The 17,249-nt window shown below is 45.1% G+C and carries 12 protein-coding genes; 7 read left to right on the top strand and 5 right to left on the bottom strand.

The features are described from left to right. Nucleotides 1-3 precede the first annotated feature (3 nt). From KOLE_RS01040 to KOLE_RS01015, 6 genes are all read left to right on the top strand, one after another. A complete protein-coding gene (locus tag KOLE_RS01040; RefSeq protein ID WP_012744716.1) occupies nucleotides 4-4,404 on the top strand; it encodes an LptF/LptG family permease in 4,401 nt (1,466 codons plus the stop codon). A 19-nt stretch (nucleotides 4,405-4,423) separates the two neighbouring features. Then, nucleotides 4,424-5,047: a uracil-DNA glycosylase gene (locus KOLE_RS01035; protein WP_012744715.1), complete on the top strand. Its 624-nt coding sequence runs from the start codon at nucleotides 4,424-4,426 to the stop codon at nucleotides 5,045-5,047. A gap of 10 nt (nucleotides 5,048-5,057) precedes the next feature. Next, the gene (locus tag KOLE_RS01030) at nucleotides 5,058-5,999 is read left to right on the top strand and encodes an SDR family oxidoreductase (RefSeq protein WP_012744714.1); all 942 of its coding nucleotides are present in this window, start codon (nucleotides 5,058-5,060) and stop codon (nucleotides 5,997-5,999) included. Beyond that, a complete protein-coding gene (locus KOLE_RS01025) occupies nucleotides 5,962-7,269 on the top strand; it encodes a replication-associated recombination protein A (protein ID WP_041288604.1) in 1,308 nt (435 codons plus the stop codon). The genes KOLE_RS01030 and KOLE_RS01025 overlap by 38 nt, the downstream gene beginning before the upstream one ends. A gap of 661 nt (nucleotides 7,270-7,930) precedes the next feature. Continuing rightward, nucleotides 7,931-9,115, top strand: a complete 1,185-nt coding sequence (locus KOLE_RS01020) for an ammonium transporter (RefSeq protein WP_041288785.1) — start codon at nucleotides 7,931-7,933, stop codon at nucleotides 9,113-9,115. Nucleotides 9,116-9,488: 373 nt separating this feature from the next. Further along, nucleotides 9,489-10,052, top strand: coding sequence for a macro domain-containing protein (locus KOLE_RS01015; RefSeq protein ID WP_012744711.1), 564 nt, complete (start codon nucleotides 9,489-9,491; stop codon nucleotides 10,050-10,052). On the opposite strand, the gene KOLE_RS01010 is transcribed toward KOLE_RS01015, so the two are convergent. From KOLE_RS01010 to KOLE_RS11640, 5 genes are all read right to left on the bottom strand, one after another. Then, nucleotides 10,036-10,851, bottom strand: coding sequence for a VIT1/CCC1 transporter family protein (locus tag KOLE_RS01010; RefSeq protein ID WP_012744710.1), 816 nt, complete (start codon nucleotides 10,849-10,851; stop codon nucleotides 10,036-10,038). The genes KOLE_RS01015 and KOLE_RS01010 overlap by 17 nt on opposite strands. A gap of 220 nt (nucleotides 10,852-11,071) precedes the next feature. After that, the gene (locus KOLE_RS01005) at nucleotides 11,072-11,749 is read right to left on the bottom strand and encodes a thioredoxin family protein (protein WP_012744709.1); all 678 of its coding nucleotides are present in this window, start codon (nucleotides 11,747-11,749) and stop codon (nucleotides 11,072-11,074) included. Nucleotides 11,750-11,761: 12 nt separating this feature from the next. Then, entirely contained in the window at nucleotides 11,762-12,496 is a 735-nt protein-coding gene (locus tag KOLE_RS01000; protein ID WP_012744708.1) for a cytochrome c biogenesis CcdA family protein, read from the bottom strand. A 313-nt stretch (nucleotides 12,497-12,809) separates the two neighbouring features. Further along, the gene (locus KOLE_RS00995) at nucleotides 12,810-13,817 is read right to left on the bottom strand and encodes an AAA family ATPase (RefSeq protein ID WP_202795100.1); all 1,008 of its coding nucleotides are present in this window, start codon (nucleotides 13,815-13,817) and stop codon (nucleotides 12,810-12,812) included. Continuing rightward, nucleotides 13,802-13,972, bottom strand: coding sequence for a hypothetical protein (locus KOLE_RS11640; protein ID WP_202795099.1), 171 nt, complete (start codon nucleotides 13,970-13,972; stop codon nucleotides 13,802-13,804). The genes KOLE_RS00995 and KOLE_RS11640 overlap by 16 nt, the downstream gene beginning before the upstream one ends. A gap of 1,300 nt (nucleotides 13,973-15,272) precedes the next feature. Between KOLE_RS11640 and KOLE_RS00990 the strand changes: the two genes are divergently transcribed. After that, entirely contained in the window at nucleotides 15,273-17,147 is a 1,875-nt protein-coding gene (locus KOLE_RS00990; protein WP_012744706.1) for an LVIVD repeat-containing protein, read from the top strand. The last annotated feature ends 102 nt before the right edge of the window (nucleotides 17,148-17,249 follow it).

Raw genomic sequence — 17,249 nt, 5'->3', positions numbered from 1 at the left:
ATCTTGCGGATACTCATCAAATATATTTTCAAGCAGTCCATGGGTGCTTTTTTTATAGGTCTCGGGGGATTTCTGATTTTTGTGAGTCTGGAGCTCCTTTATCAGCTTTCAGACTTAATTGTCAGGTACAAGGTTGGAATAGATAAACTCTTTCTGCTTATATACTACAATCTCCCTTACTTTATTGTTCTCGGGATACCGGTCGGTGTTTTGCTTGCTATATTCTGGACACTTTCGAGGATGCAATCGGATAATGAATTGATTGCCCTTCAGACCCACGGTATTACCTTGAAAACCGTGGTTTTGCCCTTTGTCATTTTTGCGGTTCTTTTGAGCGGTATTACTTATCTCTTTAACGACTATATTGTACCTTACGCCAACAGAAAAGCCTACGAAGCGCAGGCGAGATTTATATACCGTAGACCCGAGGTTACATTAAAGGAGAACGCTTTCATGGAAGACGGTAAAGGGAGATATCTGTACATAAAGAAGATAGATCCTGAAACCGGCGAACTGAAGAAAATATTGCTCTATGACCTTTCCGGGGGGAAGACGCGCGTAACCAGTGCAAAAAGCGCGACCAAAGAGGGCGATAAGTGGATAATGCACGACGGAAGGGTTTTCGAGCTGGATTCCAAAGGATTTCTGACTTTCGATATGAGCTTTGAATCCCTCGAACTGGATTTTGGCTCAGATATACAGGAATACATAAGGCAATCGAAATCCCCCAGGGAGATGACAAGCGCGGAGCTGAAAAAGAAAATCGCGTCCTTTTCAAGACTGGGTGTTAGAACATCATCGCTGATGGTTGCCCTTCAAGAAAAATACTCTCTATCCCTTGCTCCGCTTGTCATAGTCATGATAGGTGTTCCCCTTTCGTTGATCTTCAACCTTCGTTCAAAGTCCTGGTCGGTTATCCTGACTTTTATTTTGATCGTCATCTATCAAGGATCGGGTGCGTGGTTGAGCGCCATGGGAAAAGAGGATCTTTTGAATCCAGCCTATGCCCCCTGGATTCCGAATATAATTTTTGCCATCACCGGCATCATCACATACTTGTTGATAGACACAAGGGCTTCTTACAGATTGGGGGAATTCCTCTCGAGGTTTTTCAGATTCGGTGTACTGCTTCTCTTCATATTCTCTTTTACAGTTGCTTTTAGTGCTAAGGTGAGTATCACCGCCGGGGATGTCAGCGGCTCGGGTAGGGAGATATACCTTACCAATGGTGTGGAATTCACATATACTTCAGAGGGTTTCAACGCTACAGTCAGTGCTTCAAATGCTTCTATATTACTCAAAGATGAAACACCTCTTTCCATTTCCTTCTGGGGAAATGTCGTGATGCACAGCGATGAAAAGATAATAGAAGCTCAGAGGCTTGTAATTGATCTTACCAAAGAGACTATCGAAGTGATGAAGGTACGAACCCGTACCGAGTTCAAAATATCCGATAAAAGTGAGGAGAAGATCCCTTTTTTTGTTTATGGGGAACTTGCCGAATCCACCATGGAACCCACTCCTACGTTGATGCTCAAAGAAGGCTATCTAACGACATGTGACCTTAAAGATCATCCTCATTATCGCTTTGCCGTCAGTTCCGCTGAGATTGAACCGGGAAAATACGTGATCGTGAAGAACCTGCTTATGAAGATCCTCGATGTGCCGGTCTTTTACCTTCCCTGGTACTATTTTTCTTTGGACGATCCCGAAAGACGGCCATTTCAGATTGATTTGAGCTCGATTCAGGAATGGAAAACGATCACCACCTTGCGTTATCTCGATATCGATTGGCTCCTTCTCGCTCTGTCCTGGGAAAGAAACTGGCAAACAACAGAAGATATCTTCACGCTTTCCGCAAAAGTTGAGCCGGCCCCAGAATTGGGAACGTTGAGATTGCTTGGACAGTACGGAGATGGTTCGCCGGCAAGCTGGGGTGGATACGCACTTTATGAACCGGGATTCCTCCCGAATTACAGGCTGAACCTTCTCGCCGTATCCGGAACACCTTCAGAACTACTAAAAGAACCTTTTAAGAGGATCTCCTTTGCAAATAAAAAAGTGGGCAGCAAATCCGTTGCCGCAGATGCTTTCACCTTGATGAGCGATTTCGGAATGGATGAGCTTTATCTGTTTAACCTCACCGGAAGCAACCGTTCGAAGAATCTTGAGTACTCCCTTGGATTCTCCGGAGCATTGTTTGAAAGAGAAGATGCGGAACTTTATCTCTGGAACGCAGCTCTTTCAAAACTTTCGGTACCGGCGAACTTTTCGATGAAAGTCGGTTCAGGATCTTTCACCATGAAAACGCTGTCTGGATCCCTGAATGCAAAAAGTTCCATCGAATATGAGGAAACCCAAACATCTGATATACCGACACCAACATACACTGTCACCGGAACGTTGTCATTGACCGGTTTGAAACTGGATACAGATGTATTCACCACAAAATTGCAATCATTCAATTTCAAGCTTGAGTCGACATCCTCAGATTGGGGAGAGATTTTAGCGCCTGAAAACATCGAAGATTTCATTCTTGAGGCCAAACGTTATGAGATGAAGTTAGGGCGTTTCACCACAACCGGTGATATTGAAAGTACCTTCGACGCTTCTGATATGACCGCGAACATCAAAATGCCTTACACAACGAAAAGCATCGGGAAGAACAGATTCAGTTATGCGTCAAAGGACTCGAAACTGAAAATCAGCGGTAACTACGCTCTGGACTATTCCACAGACAACTCTTATCAACAGGAACACCCAAAACTCTTCTGGATAGAACCCTTTAAGATAAGCTACAAAGGCTGGTTAGACTTCAATTCCAGTATAATCTATACCCTGTATCAAGACAACAGCTGGGCGTTAACAGCGGATAATGCCCTATCTAAAACGCTTAAACTGCTGGATTACGAGTTTAAAGGGGTAGAGTTTTCCAGTTTCATTGTTCCGAAGTTCAGCTGGAAACTGACAAAGGATGCTTCGGATAGCTTTGATCTTTCAAGCATTTCAGATTACTTCAGCGAAGACAGAATGGAATTGAGTCTGAAGAATTCTTTCAATTTAACCCCGTTGAAGGGCTTTTCTGCCGGTATTGAGTACAACCCCACCGCTGTTGCGAGCCCATCGGATCTGTTCTCCGGGATATTCAATGATATGGAGTTGATCCATCCCGGCAGGTTAACCGCAAAGCTCAAAACAGGAATTGTTGATGTAAATTACAACATGAATGTAGATTACAGCGGACTCTTCCCCACAAGAGATGCTTCCTTCTTCGGTACGGGAACACTGGAGATATCAGGAAAAATAGCTAAAGATCCGGTTTCATTAAGTTACAAGACCGATAGTGAATTGCAGGGATTGAGTGCAACGGAAACCTCTTTGGAGTTTAGCCTTGCCGCCGGATCCTTTAGTCACAAAATGAAGACCGTTTACGACTGGTCAACAGGAAGTTTTGGAAATATTGAGGGAAACGAGAAGATAGAATATAAAGAAGGATCTTATGGTTTCACCTTCGATCTTGGCTGGACAGCTGATATCGATCAGGATGGTGAAGATGAAAATAAGATCTCCCTGAATACCACACTGCGTATCGGTGATGATTTCAAAACATCGCTGAAGTTTTCCTATCCATACGTGTACAGAAAAAAGAATTATTTTGATAGGATAAGGTTGGAGCTGGGTGAATTCAGTACGCCAGCTTTCTCGATAAACAAAGCCGTTATAGATTTTACGACGGGGTATGCGAGATTCAGCAAATACGACAATTATAAAGCCTTCCCTGCGAAGTATTTCAGCACCTTTGAGGTGTTATATACCACCACACCAAAGTACGTAAAGTTTTTCTATACGGATATCGCGAGCCTCAAATTTAGCAATGTGAAATTGGAAGATTTTTATCTGGCAAGCGCTTCAGCTTCCTCAACGGGAGAGCCGACAGGAGAATACGAATATGCGATAGGCGTTCAGAAGGTTGTTTTCGATGGCAAAACCCTTGTTAGCGGTAAAGGCAAATCCTTTGAGAATTACGGTATTAGCGTTAGTTTTGGAAAAGAGGAAACCCTGAAGAATTACTTTATACTGAGTATGAACGATCTTCGACTGGGAAAGAGCCTGCTCCGGCATATCAAATTGCAGTTAAAAGAAGGAGAAAGTTATCTCCAGATAGGGCTATCTCCGGGATCATATTTAGACTGGTCTGAGCTTTACAGAAAAGAAAAACCTCTGTATATAGATTTGCATTGTATGGCTTTAGAAGGAATTCTGGAACTTAACCTCAGTGCTACTTCTTTAGCGGATGTTTTGAATTTCCTCGGGTTAAAATATTACATCAAAGCGATGCCCGACAGATATCTCGTCTTTGGGCTTTCGCAAGGCTATAAACCGTTCTTTAAATTCAAGTTCTGATCGAGAGGTGGAAGTTATAATGACCGAATATGTGAAAAAGAAGGAACTTATGATGGGAATAATACGAAAAATCGAGGAGTGCAACCTGTGCCCTCTCCATCTGACCAGAACAAACGTTGTTCCGGGTGAAGGCTCTCTGGATTCGCCGGTGGTCTTTGTAGGAGAAGGCCCTGGAGCAGATGAAGATGCCACCGGACGCCCTTTTGTTGGTAGAGCGGGAAAACTCCTCACAAAAATACTGGAATCAGTGGGACTTTCGAGAGAGGATGTTTATATCACCAATATAGTGAAATGCAGACCGCCAAACAACAGGACTCCAACCCTCCAGGAGATGAAGGCCTGTGAGCCTTATCTTTTATCACAGCTTGCGGTGATAAAACCCAAACTCATCGTGTGTCTTGGTGCGACTGCTCTGGCAGCATTTCTCGAATCGGAAAAGGTCCAGATTACCAAATACAGGGGAAAACTCTTCGATTGGCATGGGGGCATAAAGGTCTTTGGAATGTTCCATCCCAGCTATCTTTTGAGGAACCCGTCCACGGCACCGGGTTCCCCAAAAAGGCTTACCTGGGAGGATATACAGAAGGTGAGAAAAATGTACGATCAGGTGATAAACGGAAGAGAGATTTCTTTGGAGGATTAGGAGGGTTAAAATGGAAAATATTGTGGTTACAGGCGGTGCAGGTTTTATAGGATCTCACGTTGTTAACGAGCTGATTGAGAAGAATATGGGGCCCATCGTTATCGATAATCTTTCCTCAGGAAAAATCGAAAATCTCGACCCAAGAGCGTTGTTTTACCAGCAGGATATAACGGATCTCGAGATGATGGAACGCGTCTTCATGCTCCATAAGCCCCGTTATGTCTTTCACCTGGCGGCACAGATAAGCGTATCGCAATCCGTGAAAGATCCCATCGAAGATGCAAGGATCAACATATTAGGGACGTTGAACCTGCTCAACCTTTCGGTTAAGTACGGCGTCGAGAAATTCATCTTTTCTTCTACCGGCGGCGCTATCTATGGAGATGATGTCTCGGAAATTCCCACATCGGAGAAAGAATTCCCGAAGCCTTTTTCGCCGTACGGCATAGCCAAGTTTTCCGTTGAGAATTATCTGAGGTTTTACAGCGAGCAGTACGGGCTCAAATACGTTGCGTTGAGATACGCCAACGTTTACGGCGAAAGGCAGGATCCTCACGGCGAGGCTGGCGTGGTCGCGATCTTTTCAAAGAGGATGCTGGCTAACGACGAGGTCATTATCTTCGGTGACGGTGAAAATGTCCGGGATTATGTTTATGCCGGCGATGTTGCACACGCGAACGTCCTCGCCATGGAGAAAGTGGAAAACGAAGTTATAAACATAGGCACGGGTATCGGAACATCTGTAAACGAACTCTTCGCTTTGTTGAAAGAGATTACAGGTTACCAGAAAGAACCGGTGTATGCTGACCCGAGACCCGGCGATTTGAGAAAATCCATTTTGAAGTGGGACAAAGCGAAAGAGCTCATGGGCTGGGAACCCACTGTGAAACTCGAAGATGGGCTGGTGAAAACAGTTGAGTTCTTCAGAACAGAAATGGGTGCCTCTGAGTGAGCGCCTGAGGCCCCGCAACTTTGACGATCTGGTTGGCCAGGAACACCTTACCGGAAAAAACGGGATAATCCGCCGGGCAGTAGAAAGCGGATATGTGTTCTCAATGATCCTGTTTGGCCCTCCGGGATCGGGTAAAACAACGATCGCGAGGCTCATTAAAGAGTCGTTGGCAGATGACAAATACGAGTTCGTCGCTTTCAGCGCAAGCCTGCAGGGAACAGCGGATCTAAAGAAAATCTTCGAGAGGGCGAGGCAACTAAGGAAATACGGTAAACATCTCGTCCTCTTCGTAGATGAAATCCACAGGCTCAACAAAACGCAGCAGGATGTCTTCCTTCCAGTGGTTGAAGATGGAACAGTTACCCTGATCGGTGCTACTACGGAAAATCCGAGTTTCGAAGTCAATCCAGCGCTTCTTTCCCGGTGCCGGTTGCTCGTGTTAAGGCAGCTTTCACCGGAAGATACGGTTCAACTCCTTCACAGAGCCCTTGAGAAAGACGAAAGACTTTCATCGCTGGACATAGCCATATCAGAAGAGCTTATAAGGATATTGGCAGAAAATGCCGGCGGAGATGCGCGGGTCGCACTGAATTTTCTTGAAACGCTCTATGAAAACGCCGCCGCCATGGGCTACAAAGAACTGAATGTTGACATACTCGACGAACTGCCCATCATATCCCATAAGCGTTACAGAAAAGCTGGAGAAGAACATTATGACCTCATCTCAGCTTTCATAAAAAGCATGCGCGGCAGCGATCCGGATGCCGCCGTTTATTACATGATGCGCATGATTGAAGCGGGCGAGGATCCAAAATTCATAGCCCGAAGGATGGTTATACTTGCTTCTGAAGATATAGGATTGGCCGATCCCATGGCCCTGCTGGTCGCTGTGGCAGCTTTTCAGGCTGTGGAGAGGGTGGGCCTTCCCGAATGTACCCTGAATCTTTCCGAGGCGGCGATCTATCTTTCCGTTGCCTCAAAGAGCAACTCTGTATATCTCGCGCAGAAAGCCGCTCAGGAAGTCATAAAAAAACATCCCAACTTAGAGGTCCCCTTGAAACTGCGAAACCCGGTTACAGACATGATGAAGAAAATGGGTTACGGGAAAGACTACAACTACCCCCATGATTTCGGTGGTTTTTCCCGGGAGCTGTATTTGCCAGACAAAATAAAAAACATGGTTTTCTACAAACCCACGGAAAACGGCAGGGAAAAGAGCGTAAAAGCCCGCCTTGAACAGCTATGGAAAGGATTGAAGAAATTCGAGTGATACACAGGGTATAGAAAAACCGTTGTTGGTTTTTCGTTCTACTCCACAACCCGTCATCCTGAACTTGATTCAGGATCTCTCCTTATCAACTGCGAAGCGGTTCGAGACAACCACGAAGTGGTTCGAAACAACTCCGCAGGAGTTCGTGACAATCCCGAAGGGATTCGTGTCTCCTGCGAAGCAGCCTTCTCGGTTCCCGAACGTCACCTACAACCTACAACCCACAACCTACAACGGTTTTTCCTGCTCTTAACCCTTTTTTACTACAAATCAAAACAAAAATGAAAACAATGAAGGAATAAAATATGGAAGGGTGAATTAGCATATATATGTTTGTAATTATAGTGCACCATCTCCCCGCTAAACAGTTAAAATACGCTTTCATAGTTGTAATGATCTACATGAGCTTAAAGATGATAAGGGTGTTTAGCTGGCTGTATTTACCGCTATGATTGAGAATATTGGTTCGTAGTATGGATGCTGTACGTTGATGTGTTTCTCTCAGTGAGGGAGGTGAGAATGTTCCCGAGAAAAATCAATGTTAGTCATAAGAATATGTATTCAAGATTGAGTTCAAGCGTGTGCGGGTTATACGGAGTAATGGTTGAAAAAATTAACGGAAGAGGTGAAGAAAGTGTTTGACACAGGGAATACGGGTTTCATGCTTGTTGCGACAAGCCTTGTTATGTTGATGACACCCGGTCTGGCTTTCTTTTATGGTGGACTCGTGAGCAGAAAAAATGTGCTTACGATAATGATGCAGAGTTTTGTATCAATGGGATGGACAACCATCTTGTGGGTTACCGTTGGATTTACGATGTGCTTTGGTGGAGATATCGGTGGAATAATTGGAGACGGGAAGTATTTATTTCTCCATGGTATTAGCCTCAGCACAGCTTTTGGTTCCAATATGGGAATTCCCATGCTGGTGTTTGTGGCGTACCAGATGATGTTTGCCATAATAACCCCTGCATTGATTACAGGTGCTTTCGCAGATAGGGTTCGTTTCAAGGCGTATATGATATTCCTGACGGTTTGGCTTCTTTTCGTATATTTCCCGCTGGTGCATATGGTATGGGGTGGAGGCCTCTTTCAGCAGTGGGGAGTTCTTGACTTTGCAGGAGGTATAGTCGTACACGCGAGCGCAGGTTTTGCAGCTCTTGCATCGGTATTCTTTGTAGGAAAGAGGAAAGTTAAAAACACGAGACCACATAGCATACCTTTGGTTGCTCTGGGCACGGCGTTGCTATGGTTCGGATGGTATGGTTTTAATGCTGGAAGTGAATTGAGAGTGGACTCCGTAACAGTTTCAGCATTCTTAAACACCGATGTTGCGGCATCCTTCGCGGCAATAACATGGTTGATTCTCGCGGTGATATTTGAGAAAAAGCCGAAAGTTTTGGGGATGCTTACAGGTGCTGTCGCAGGTCTCGCTACAATAACCCCTGCTGCGGGATATGTAAACGTACAGTCATCGATGTTGATTGGAATAATTGCTTCTCTCATTGGGTATGCAGCCATCGCATACAAAAATAAAAAAGGATGGGATGATGCTCTGGATGTTTGGGGAGTCCATGGAATGGGAGGATACGTTGGTATTTTATTGTTAGGTCTGTTTGCCAGCACCAACATTAATCCGAATGGTGCGAATGGTCTTTTCTTTGGAGATGCGTCCTTCTTTCTCAAAGAATTTGTTGCTGTTACAGTAACCGCGGTTTATGCATTTGTGTTCACATATGTAGCCCTCTGGCTTATTAACAAGATCACCACAGTGCGGGTTTCAGAAGAGACAGAGACGAATGGTCTAGACCTGTTTGAATTCGGTGAAGAGGCTTATGTTGAATAAATTGATTTTTTAGTGCAAGTCATACGCGATAGAGTATATCTGGCGAGTCACTCATAGAGTGGTTCGCCAGATTTTTTATTTTAGTTGCCGAAAAGTAGAGGTTTCATTGGCAGGATACAACACATCATCGCCTGAGATAGAGAACATTTTTACTGTTCATTTATGTAACGGAATATCTTATAATAAGAATTGAACAGACAGGGCTTGAGATGAGGGAAAAGGAAGCAATCGAAAAGAAAAGTTGGATGGATAATATAGATTTTAAGATGGTTAGCAATCTCAGGAGAAAGAGCGAATGAGGATTGCGCCGGTGTTTTACTGCGGCGGGCTGATAACTTGTTTCTGAACTTATCGATTCTTTGGGGGGATGATGATGGTGAAGAGTATTGTATTGGAGGATGGAAAAATAATTCAGATAGTACAGGGCGATATAACTAAAGAAGAAGTGGATGCCATAGTGAACGCCGCCAACGGTTATCTCAGGCACGGCGGCGGGGTTGCTGGCGCCATTTTAAGGGCTGGGGGGAAGATAATACAGGAAGAGAGTGATAGGATTATCAGAAAAAACGGCCCTCTTGAGGTTTCAGAGGTGGCTGTTACCGGTGCCGGGAGTCTTCATCCTAAGTACATCATTCACGTTCACGGTCCCCGTTACGGACAGGAGAACGTGGAAGAGCTTCTCTATGAGAGCTTTTTAAATGCGTTTAAAACCGCCGGAAAACTTGGTGTCAAAACCCTGTCAGTTCCAGCGGTATCTTCAGGTATATTTGGTGTTCCAAAGGATCTTTGCGCACGTTGCTTTTTCAGGGCTGTTGAATATTACTTTGAAAATTACAAGGATACGCCCTTATCGCTGATACGTGTCTGTAATATCGATAGAGCTACGACGGAGGTTTTTGAAAAGGTATCGGAGGAGTTTTTCAAATTACAACGTTGAATACCGTTCTTAAAAGATACCCGATACCGTAAGCCACCGTTGCCGAAAGTCCGCCCACAAGCAACATTTCAAGCCCGCCTATGAGCCAGTTTACTCCAGTAACCATCTGCCGCAGCGATCCAACGACAAACAGAGTTGCTGCCGTTATTAAGCTCGCTGATAAAAACATGTTCTGAGAGAAAAAGGGTACGAGAGAAGCGAAGACGTAAGCCACTAAAGGCATGAATCCCGCGATAACGAAAGAGAGGAAGGTTACGATAGCGCTTTTCAGTGGAGAACTTCCTTCATCTTCCATGATCCCGAGCTCTTCCTTCATCATGGTGTCAATCCACAATTCTTTGTCCGATGTGATCAATTCAACCATCTGTTCGAGCTTTTCACCCTTCAAACCTTTTCGTTTGTATATCTCTCTTATTTCTTCGCGTTCACCTTCCGGGTTAACATCCACTTCCCAGGCTTCACGCTCACGTTCGCTCTTTATATAGTCCTGTTCGGATTTTTCTGAGAGGTAATCTCCAACAGCCATGGAAAATCCATCAGCGAAGAGGTTGGCGAACCCCATTATGAGAACTATTTTTGGGTCAAGCTGAGCTCCGGCGACACCGGCGACAACTGCAAAGGTAGTCACTATGCCATCACTGGCACCATATACAGCGGATCCTATGTATCTTCCCGCTTCCGTTTTGTGCCAGGGCTCCTGACCGATCTTTTTGGGGTCGTGGGCCATCTGGTGTAAGGAAAGGTCTCTTCTCTTGAAGGCTTCCCGTGCAAGTTGAATCCTGGTTTTCTTGAAGGACATTTCTTTTCTCCCCCTTTGGATTTTCTATTGACGTATTTTTTGCATAATATCTTTGCTGTTATTTTCAGGATACGGTATTTGTCAATTTTGTTGATGTACAGCAATAACAGTGTGAGAACAATTTTTCTCACACATGTAGTATAACACAACAGCTGTGTGTTCAGGAGTAATAGCTAGTTATAGGCGTTTTTTCGAGGGAAAGCCGTACAGTATTGAGTTGTTATTCAATTACCAGGATAACCCTGAAAGCTCCTTTGGATATGAGTTCACTGGCAAGCGCTTCATTTTCCGTTACCCAGATGGTGTATCTGTCAAATTCTCCGGTGTACGTCCTGGCTAAAGGATCATTTTCAAGAACGAAATCCGCTTCTTTCTTTGTGAGCTTGATCAATTTACTTTCTCCAATATAGTCGATATTCTGCTTTGTATAGGCATCGAAGGTAATGCCTTTCATATACGCCTTTTCACCCATATATTGTAGTACCTTTACAAAGATATCCGCTGGAGCGTAACCCGGTAGGTTTGTTATAGGAGTACCGTTTTCATCGAAGAACCAGAACGTTGGTGTGCCTCTGACCTCAAAAGCGGCATAGAGTTCTGAGTACGAAAAGTTATAGGTCTTTCCGTTAACCTCTATGGTAGCCTCTTCTTCTCCGGGATATATTTCCACGAATATATACCCGGCTTTGAGAAGTTCTTGTACTTTATCGTTCACAAGCGTTTCCTTCTGGAATTTCGTGCAGTAAAAGCAGGAAGGGTCCGAGAACATTACAATCAATTGCTTTTTTTCAAGCTTTGCGAGTTTCATACCAACATTGAAATCATCGAGTTTTCCGATGTATGCCAGCGATAGTGTTGCAATAACCAGCACTGAAAATAGAACCATTATCTTTTTCATTCTACCTACCTCCTAAGCTGTAAACTGCAATAGATTCAATTTGCCAAAGAGAGTCAAAATTCCTGCACCGAATAGCAGTATGAAAACGATGATCCTCACAATCCTTCTGGCTTTCGATTCCCCTCCAAAACTTAATCTGGACGTTATTTTTGCTACAACGCCGCTCAGGGTCAGAAAAGGTATGCTCAAACCAAGAGAGTAAGTGAGAAGAAGCATTCCGCCTTTAGCAGCTGTTCCCTGATTGGCAGCAAGTACCAGGATTGAGCCGAGTATCGGGCCAGCACATGGAACCCAGATCAGGCCGAGAACTGAACCTAAAAGAAAACCGCTAAAGACACTGCCGCTGAATTTCCACGCGTTTACCCTCACTCCCTTAAATCCTACCTCAAATAAGTACATAAAAGCAAAGGCGATGAACAGCGAGCCAGAGAGGATGTTCATCAGCGTTTCGTTTCTTCTTATGAATTGTCCCAGGCCTCCGGCACCTGTACCCAACAGGAAGAAAAAGAGAGACATTCCAATGGTGAACGACAAACCTCTAAAAAACCGCACTTTTGCGCTTTCTGCACCTGCCATCAGAACCCCGAAGAAAATGGGGATCAGCGGCAAAACACACGGCGAGAAAAAGGAAAGCAGCCCACCGAGAATCGCGCTGCTATAGCTGACGCTCACACTTATGAGTGGTGAAATACCTCCCGGGCTTTGCAAGAGGTTTGATGCCGTTGCAGCCAGAGTAAATTCGTTCATATACCTACCCCCGGTATTATGGTTTATATCTATTATACTACATAAAACCGAGAATCTGAGAACCGAGATCCGAGAGTGCCGCTACGCGGCGGAAGTGTGAGCAGCGCTCAGGAGGCTCACGACGTTGACGCTTGCGGACGCTGTGCGCTGCAGGGCAGCGGACGCGAACTCCTTCGGAGTTGTTCCGAACCACTACGTGGTTGTCTCCGTAATCACCCCCTAAAGAAATAGGACAAGAGATAACGAAGTGATAGTATGAAAGAAAAGGGGGTGAAGGGATGAGAGGCAGAGCACAGGCTTCGCGAAGTGAATCTTAATACATAAAACCGAGGGTCCACATTGGCAAGGTGTTTCTTACGGGAACATCGATATCATCTTTTATAACGAAGTCTGCTTCCTTTATGTTTTTGTTTTTTCCTCCGACTTCAAGTTTTATTCCATCGACGATGAAATCAGCATTTTGTTCATTATCTGATGCGTATACCGCTTTACCGCTTTCTTGCAGAAGAGTGGTTACGTAGCATTCACGGATGTTTCCGATTTCGCCATCGAAAAGGTAATAAATCGATGGCTCTTCGAGAAAGATCTTTGCACCGATTGAGTTTACCTTTGTGTCGTTTTTCTTTCTTATGATCCTTATCAATCCTGTATGTTCCATAGCGGTGAGCAGTTGGTATAGTTTCCTCTTTCCGAGTTCCCATTTGCTGCACAGGCTGTTGACATTGACTGTCGGTATTTTAGATACTGCGAGATGTCCAATGACCGCATTCATGAAACGGAGGTGGTTTTCGGCAAGTTGAGGGACAAAGAAGGGGATATCTTTGTAGATGATTTTTTCGATTATATTCCAGAGCCTTTCAGGATAGGAGTCTTCTAAGAAAATTGGTCTGAACCCTTCTTTCAGATAATCCCGGTATGCCTTCATTATGTTGATATTTTTTACGCTTGTGAGCATTTCCGAAGGTGTTGAGCTAAAGGGGTCAAAACATGGCAGGGTTACATTTGTCTTCAGATAGATGTATTCTCTTAAAGACATTAAAGGGATTCGTTTTATCAGGAACCTTCTTGAGAGATCACCTAATCCTCTTCTGAGAAGCACGCTACTGCTGTCGCTTATAACGATTTTTTTGTTTGGAAAAGAATCGTACAATGCTTTTACATGTATGCTCCAGTCTTTAGCGTTGTGTATTTCATCGATAAAAACCTGTTCGTATCCTAGCATAAAGATTGCTTCGACAAGATCGAAGAGAGGAATAGAAAGTGTAATTGGGTTATCTGCGGAAAAATATAAACCATGAACGTTTTTTATACTGGATAGCAAAAATGGGGTTTTCCAACACCTCTTGGTCCGGTTATTAAATAAGCTCTTGCGTCGAGGGTAATTGAATCGAATACAGGCCTGAATTTCTGTGGAAGCAGCTGTAATAACCTTTGTTGAAAACTTTCCAGACGTTCAACGATTTCATTTTTATGCATAGAATCCACCTCTGTGGTTTCATGATGACACCATTATGACACATTTTGTTGCCACGATGGAACCACACGAGGGCACAGCATGCTGTATAAAAACCGAGAGCCGAGAATCGAGATCCGAGAGTGCCGCTACGCGGCTGGTGAGCACGCTGCGCGTGGGTAAGGTGTGCCCGGCATGACATACAACTATAGGGTGAAAGTCCCGAATGCGGGGAGCGAGATAAGCATTAGCTGAGGGCAAGGGTGTCACTGGTAACGGTGAATCTGAAGGAAGCCTAAGGCAAAATCCGGAACTGAACGAAAGTGAACCAGTGTTGGCCGGTAGAGAGGGTAACCTTGCCTTACATGGGGAAGCCCGAGCTCCAACTCTACAGGTTGGGATGGCAGGATTCGGATGAAAGCTGTATGTCTTACCCGGGGAAGTCCTCACTCGTCCCAAAATGGGTAAGCCGGAACAAGGGGAGACCCAAGGACTGGTGAAGCGGAGGAGGATGGCAGACGAACCCGTAGTAGTGTTGAACCTCTCTGAAAGGAGAAGGGACTATCGCCTTGAGCGATGGGGGTAACAGGAACCGAAAGGGTCTGTTACTTGCGAAGGGGGGAAGGATTGAGGAAATGGCACAAAGGAAAGCGAGTATAACAGGAGCCCGTAACGGAGGCTGAAATGCCGACGGTGGTCTGAAATGGCTGGGGCAGGCAAGTAATCCATTATAGGGTTGGGTATATTCCTCGAAAGGGGTAGAAAACCGATGCCTGTGTGGAAGAAGAAACCGATTCTGTTATATGCGACTTATTCTGAAGGCCATGCGGAGGTAGTATGATGGTATTCTACCATCGTCGGAGAATCCGATACTCAATCCAGGAGCCGTGTACGTTGGCCCGTACGCACGGTTCTGTGAGAGGACGGGGGGGATCCCCCCCTCCTACTCGATCCCTGCTACGCTGTGGGTAAGCCTGACTACGTCAGGGGTGCGAACTGCTGCGCAGTTGAAAAAAACTGTCATTCTGGAGTGTCTTATCCAGAATCTTGTTTTCAGTACGAGATCCTGAATCAAGTTCAGGTTGACAGAACAGACTTTCAAGTCTGAGGGTTTGAACCGCCGAAGGCGCTAATCACCGGCGAAGCCGGTCGTATCAACTCCACAGGAGTTCGTAACACCGGCTCAGCCGGTCGTATCAACTGCGCAGCAGCGCACAGCTCACAAATCGAATCTTGAATGCAAGTGTGTTATTAATAACAGAAAATAACGTTTGTGATGTTATAATAAAACTTTATACTTCAAAGAAGGGGGATGGGGTATCGATGAGTTGTGTAGTCAGAAAAGGGTTCAAAAGTTGGAAGTTGGTGATGGTAGTTACCCTGGTATTGTTTCTGTTAACAGCTTGTCCAGGTTTTAACAATCCCGATGGCAATGATGAAGCAGAAAAGCAGTACGTATATGCCGCGGGTGGAGTTGAAGGGTTGTTAATATTTGAGGTTAGTGACCCGGAAAATCCCATACTGGTTAGCTATTATGACACGGATGGTTGTGCATATGGGGTAACGGTATCAGGAGGCTATGCGTACGTGGCGGACGATTATAATGGTCTTGTGGTAATCGATATATCTGAACCGTCAAATCCTGCGGAGGTAGGCCACTATGACACGGCTGATGCTGCATATGGAGTAACCGTAGTCGGGAACTACGCATATGTGGCGGACAATGATAACGGTCTTGTGGTAATCGATATATCTGAACCGTCAAATCCTGCGGAGGTAGGCCACTATGACACGGCTGGTGCTGCGTATGGAGTAACCGTAGTCGGGAACTACGCATATGTGGCGGATAATGATAATGGTCTGGTTATCATAGATATATCCGATCCGACAAATCTCTTACAGATTGGTCATTATGACACAGTTGGTTATGCATGCGGAGTAACGGTGGTAGGAGATTACGCATACGTGGCGGACTGGGAGAACGGTCTGGTGGTGATAGATATATCCGATCCATCAAGTCCCATACTGGTTGGTCGTTATGACACGGATGGTAGTGCATATGGAGTAACGGTATCAGGAGACTATGCGTACGTGGCGGACGATGATAACGGTCTTGTGGTAATCGATATATCTGAATCGTCAAGTCCTGTAGAGGTAGGCTGCTATGACACAGCTGATGAAGCATATGGAGTAACCGTAGTCGGGAACTACGCATACGTGGCAGACGGTGGTAACGGCCTTGTGGTGATAGATATATCCGATCCGACAAATCCAGTGCAAATTGGTCATTATGACACAGGTAGGTGGGCAAGTGAAGTAGTGGTATCAGGAAACTATGCGTATGTGGCAGACGGGGATAACGGTCTTGTGGTAATCGACGTATCTGATTCTGTTAAGGTAGGTCACTATGACACTGCTGGTGACGCATGTGGAGTAACGGTGGAAGGAGATTACGCATACGTGGCGGACTGGGAGAACGGTCTGGTGGTGATAGATATATCCGATCCATCAAATCCCATACTGGTTGGTCGTTATGACACTGCTGGTTATGCATGCGGAGTAACGGTGGTAGGAGATTACGCATACGTGGCGGACGATTATAACGGGCTTGTAGTGATAGGCATATCCGAACCGACAAATCCTGTCCAAATTGGTCATTATGACACGGATGGTTGGGCAAATGGAGTAACAGTAGCGGGAGACTACGCGTATGTAGCGGATATGAGCAGTCTGGTGGTGATGGATATATCTGATCCGTCAAATCCGATACCGGTTTGTCATTATGATACAGATGGTTATGCATGTGGAGTAACGGTGGAAGGAGATTTCGCATACGTGGCCGATTGGGGAAATGGCCTGGTTGTGATGGATATATCCGATCCATCAAATCCCATACTGGTTGGTCATTATGACACGAATGGTTGGGCATGTGGAGTAGAGGTATCAGGAGACTATGCATATATAGCAGACGGAGACAACGGTCTTGTGATGATAGACATATCTGATCAGTCAAATCCTGTGGAGATAGGTAGTTTTGATTTGAATGGTTTTGTATATAGGGTAACGGTAGCGGAAGACTACGCGTACGTGGCTAACTGGGATAACGGTCTGGTTATCTTAGATATATCCGACCCATCAAATCCCAAATTAGTAAATGATATGCCTTGGATCACGCTTTACGGAATATGTGGTAATTAAATCATGAGGCAATAGAGCGAGATTGGAGAAGATTGCTTCGCAGTTGAAAAAATGATGCTTAAAATGATAACCGTGATCCTAGAATCGCTATTGTAGGGGCAC

The organism is Kosmotoga olearia TBF 19.5.1, assembly GCF_000023325.1.
Classification (GTDB): domain Bacteria; phylum Thermotogota; class Thermotogae; order Petrotogales; family Kosmotogaceae; genus Kosmotoga; species Kosmotoga olearia.
This window is presented reverse-complemented; position numbering and strand designations above follow the sequence as displayed.

Excerpts from the sequence above, each read along its gene's own strand:
- KOLE_RS01035 (WP_012744715.1), top strand. The coding sequence starts at position 4,424 with ATGACCGAATATGTGAAAAAGAAGGAACTTATGATGGGAATAATACGA.
- KOLE_RS01030 (WP_012744714.1), top strand. The coding sequence starts at position 5,058 with ATGGAAAATATTGTGGTTACAGGCGGTGCAGGTTTTATAGGATCTCAC.
- KOLE_RS01020 (WP_041288785.1), top strand. The coding sequence starts at position 7,931 with ATGCTTGTTGCGACAAGCCTTGTTATGTTGATGACACCCGGTCTGGCT.
- KOLE_RS01015 (WP_012744711.1), top strand. The coding sequence starts at position 9,489 with ATGGTGAAGAGTATTGTATTGGAGGATGGAAAAATAATTCAGATAGTA.
- KOLE_RS01010 (WP_012744710.1), bottom strand. The coding sequence starts at position 10,851 with ATGTCCTTCAAGAAAACCAGGATTCAACTTGCACGGGAAGCCTTCAAG.
- KOLE_RS01005 (WP_012744709.1), bottom strand. The coding sequence starts at position 11,749 with ATGAAAAAGATAATGGTTCTATTTTCAGTGCTGGTTATTGCAACACTA.
- KOLE_RS01000 (WP_012744708.1), bottom strand. The coding sequence starts at position 12,496 with ATGAACGAATTTACTCTGGCTGCAACGGCATCAAACCTCTTGCAAAGC.
- KOLE_RS11640 (WP_202795099.1), bottom strand. The coding sequence starts at position 13,972 with ATGCATAAAAATGAAATCGTTGAACGTCTGGAAAGTTTTCAACAAAGG.
- KOLE_RS00990 (WP_012744706.1), top strand. The coding sequence starts at position 15,273 with ATGAGTTGTGTAGTCAGAAAAGGGTTCAAAAGTTGGAAGTTGGTGATG.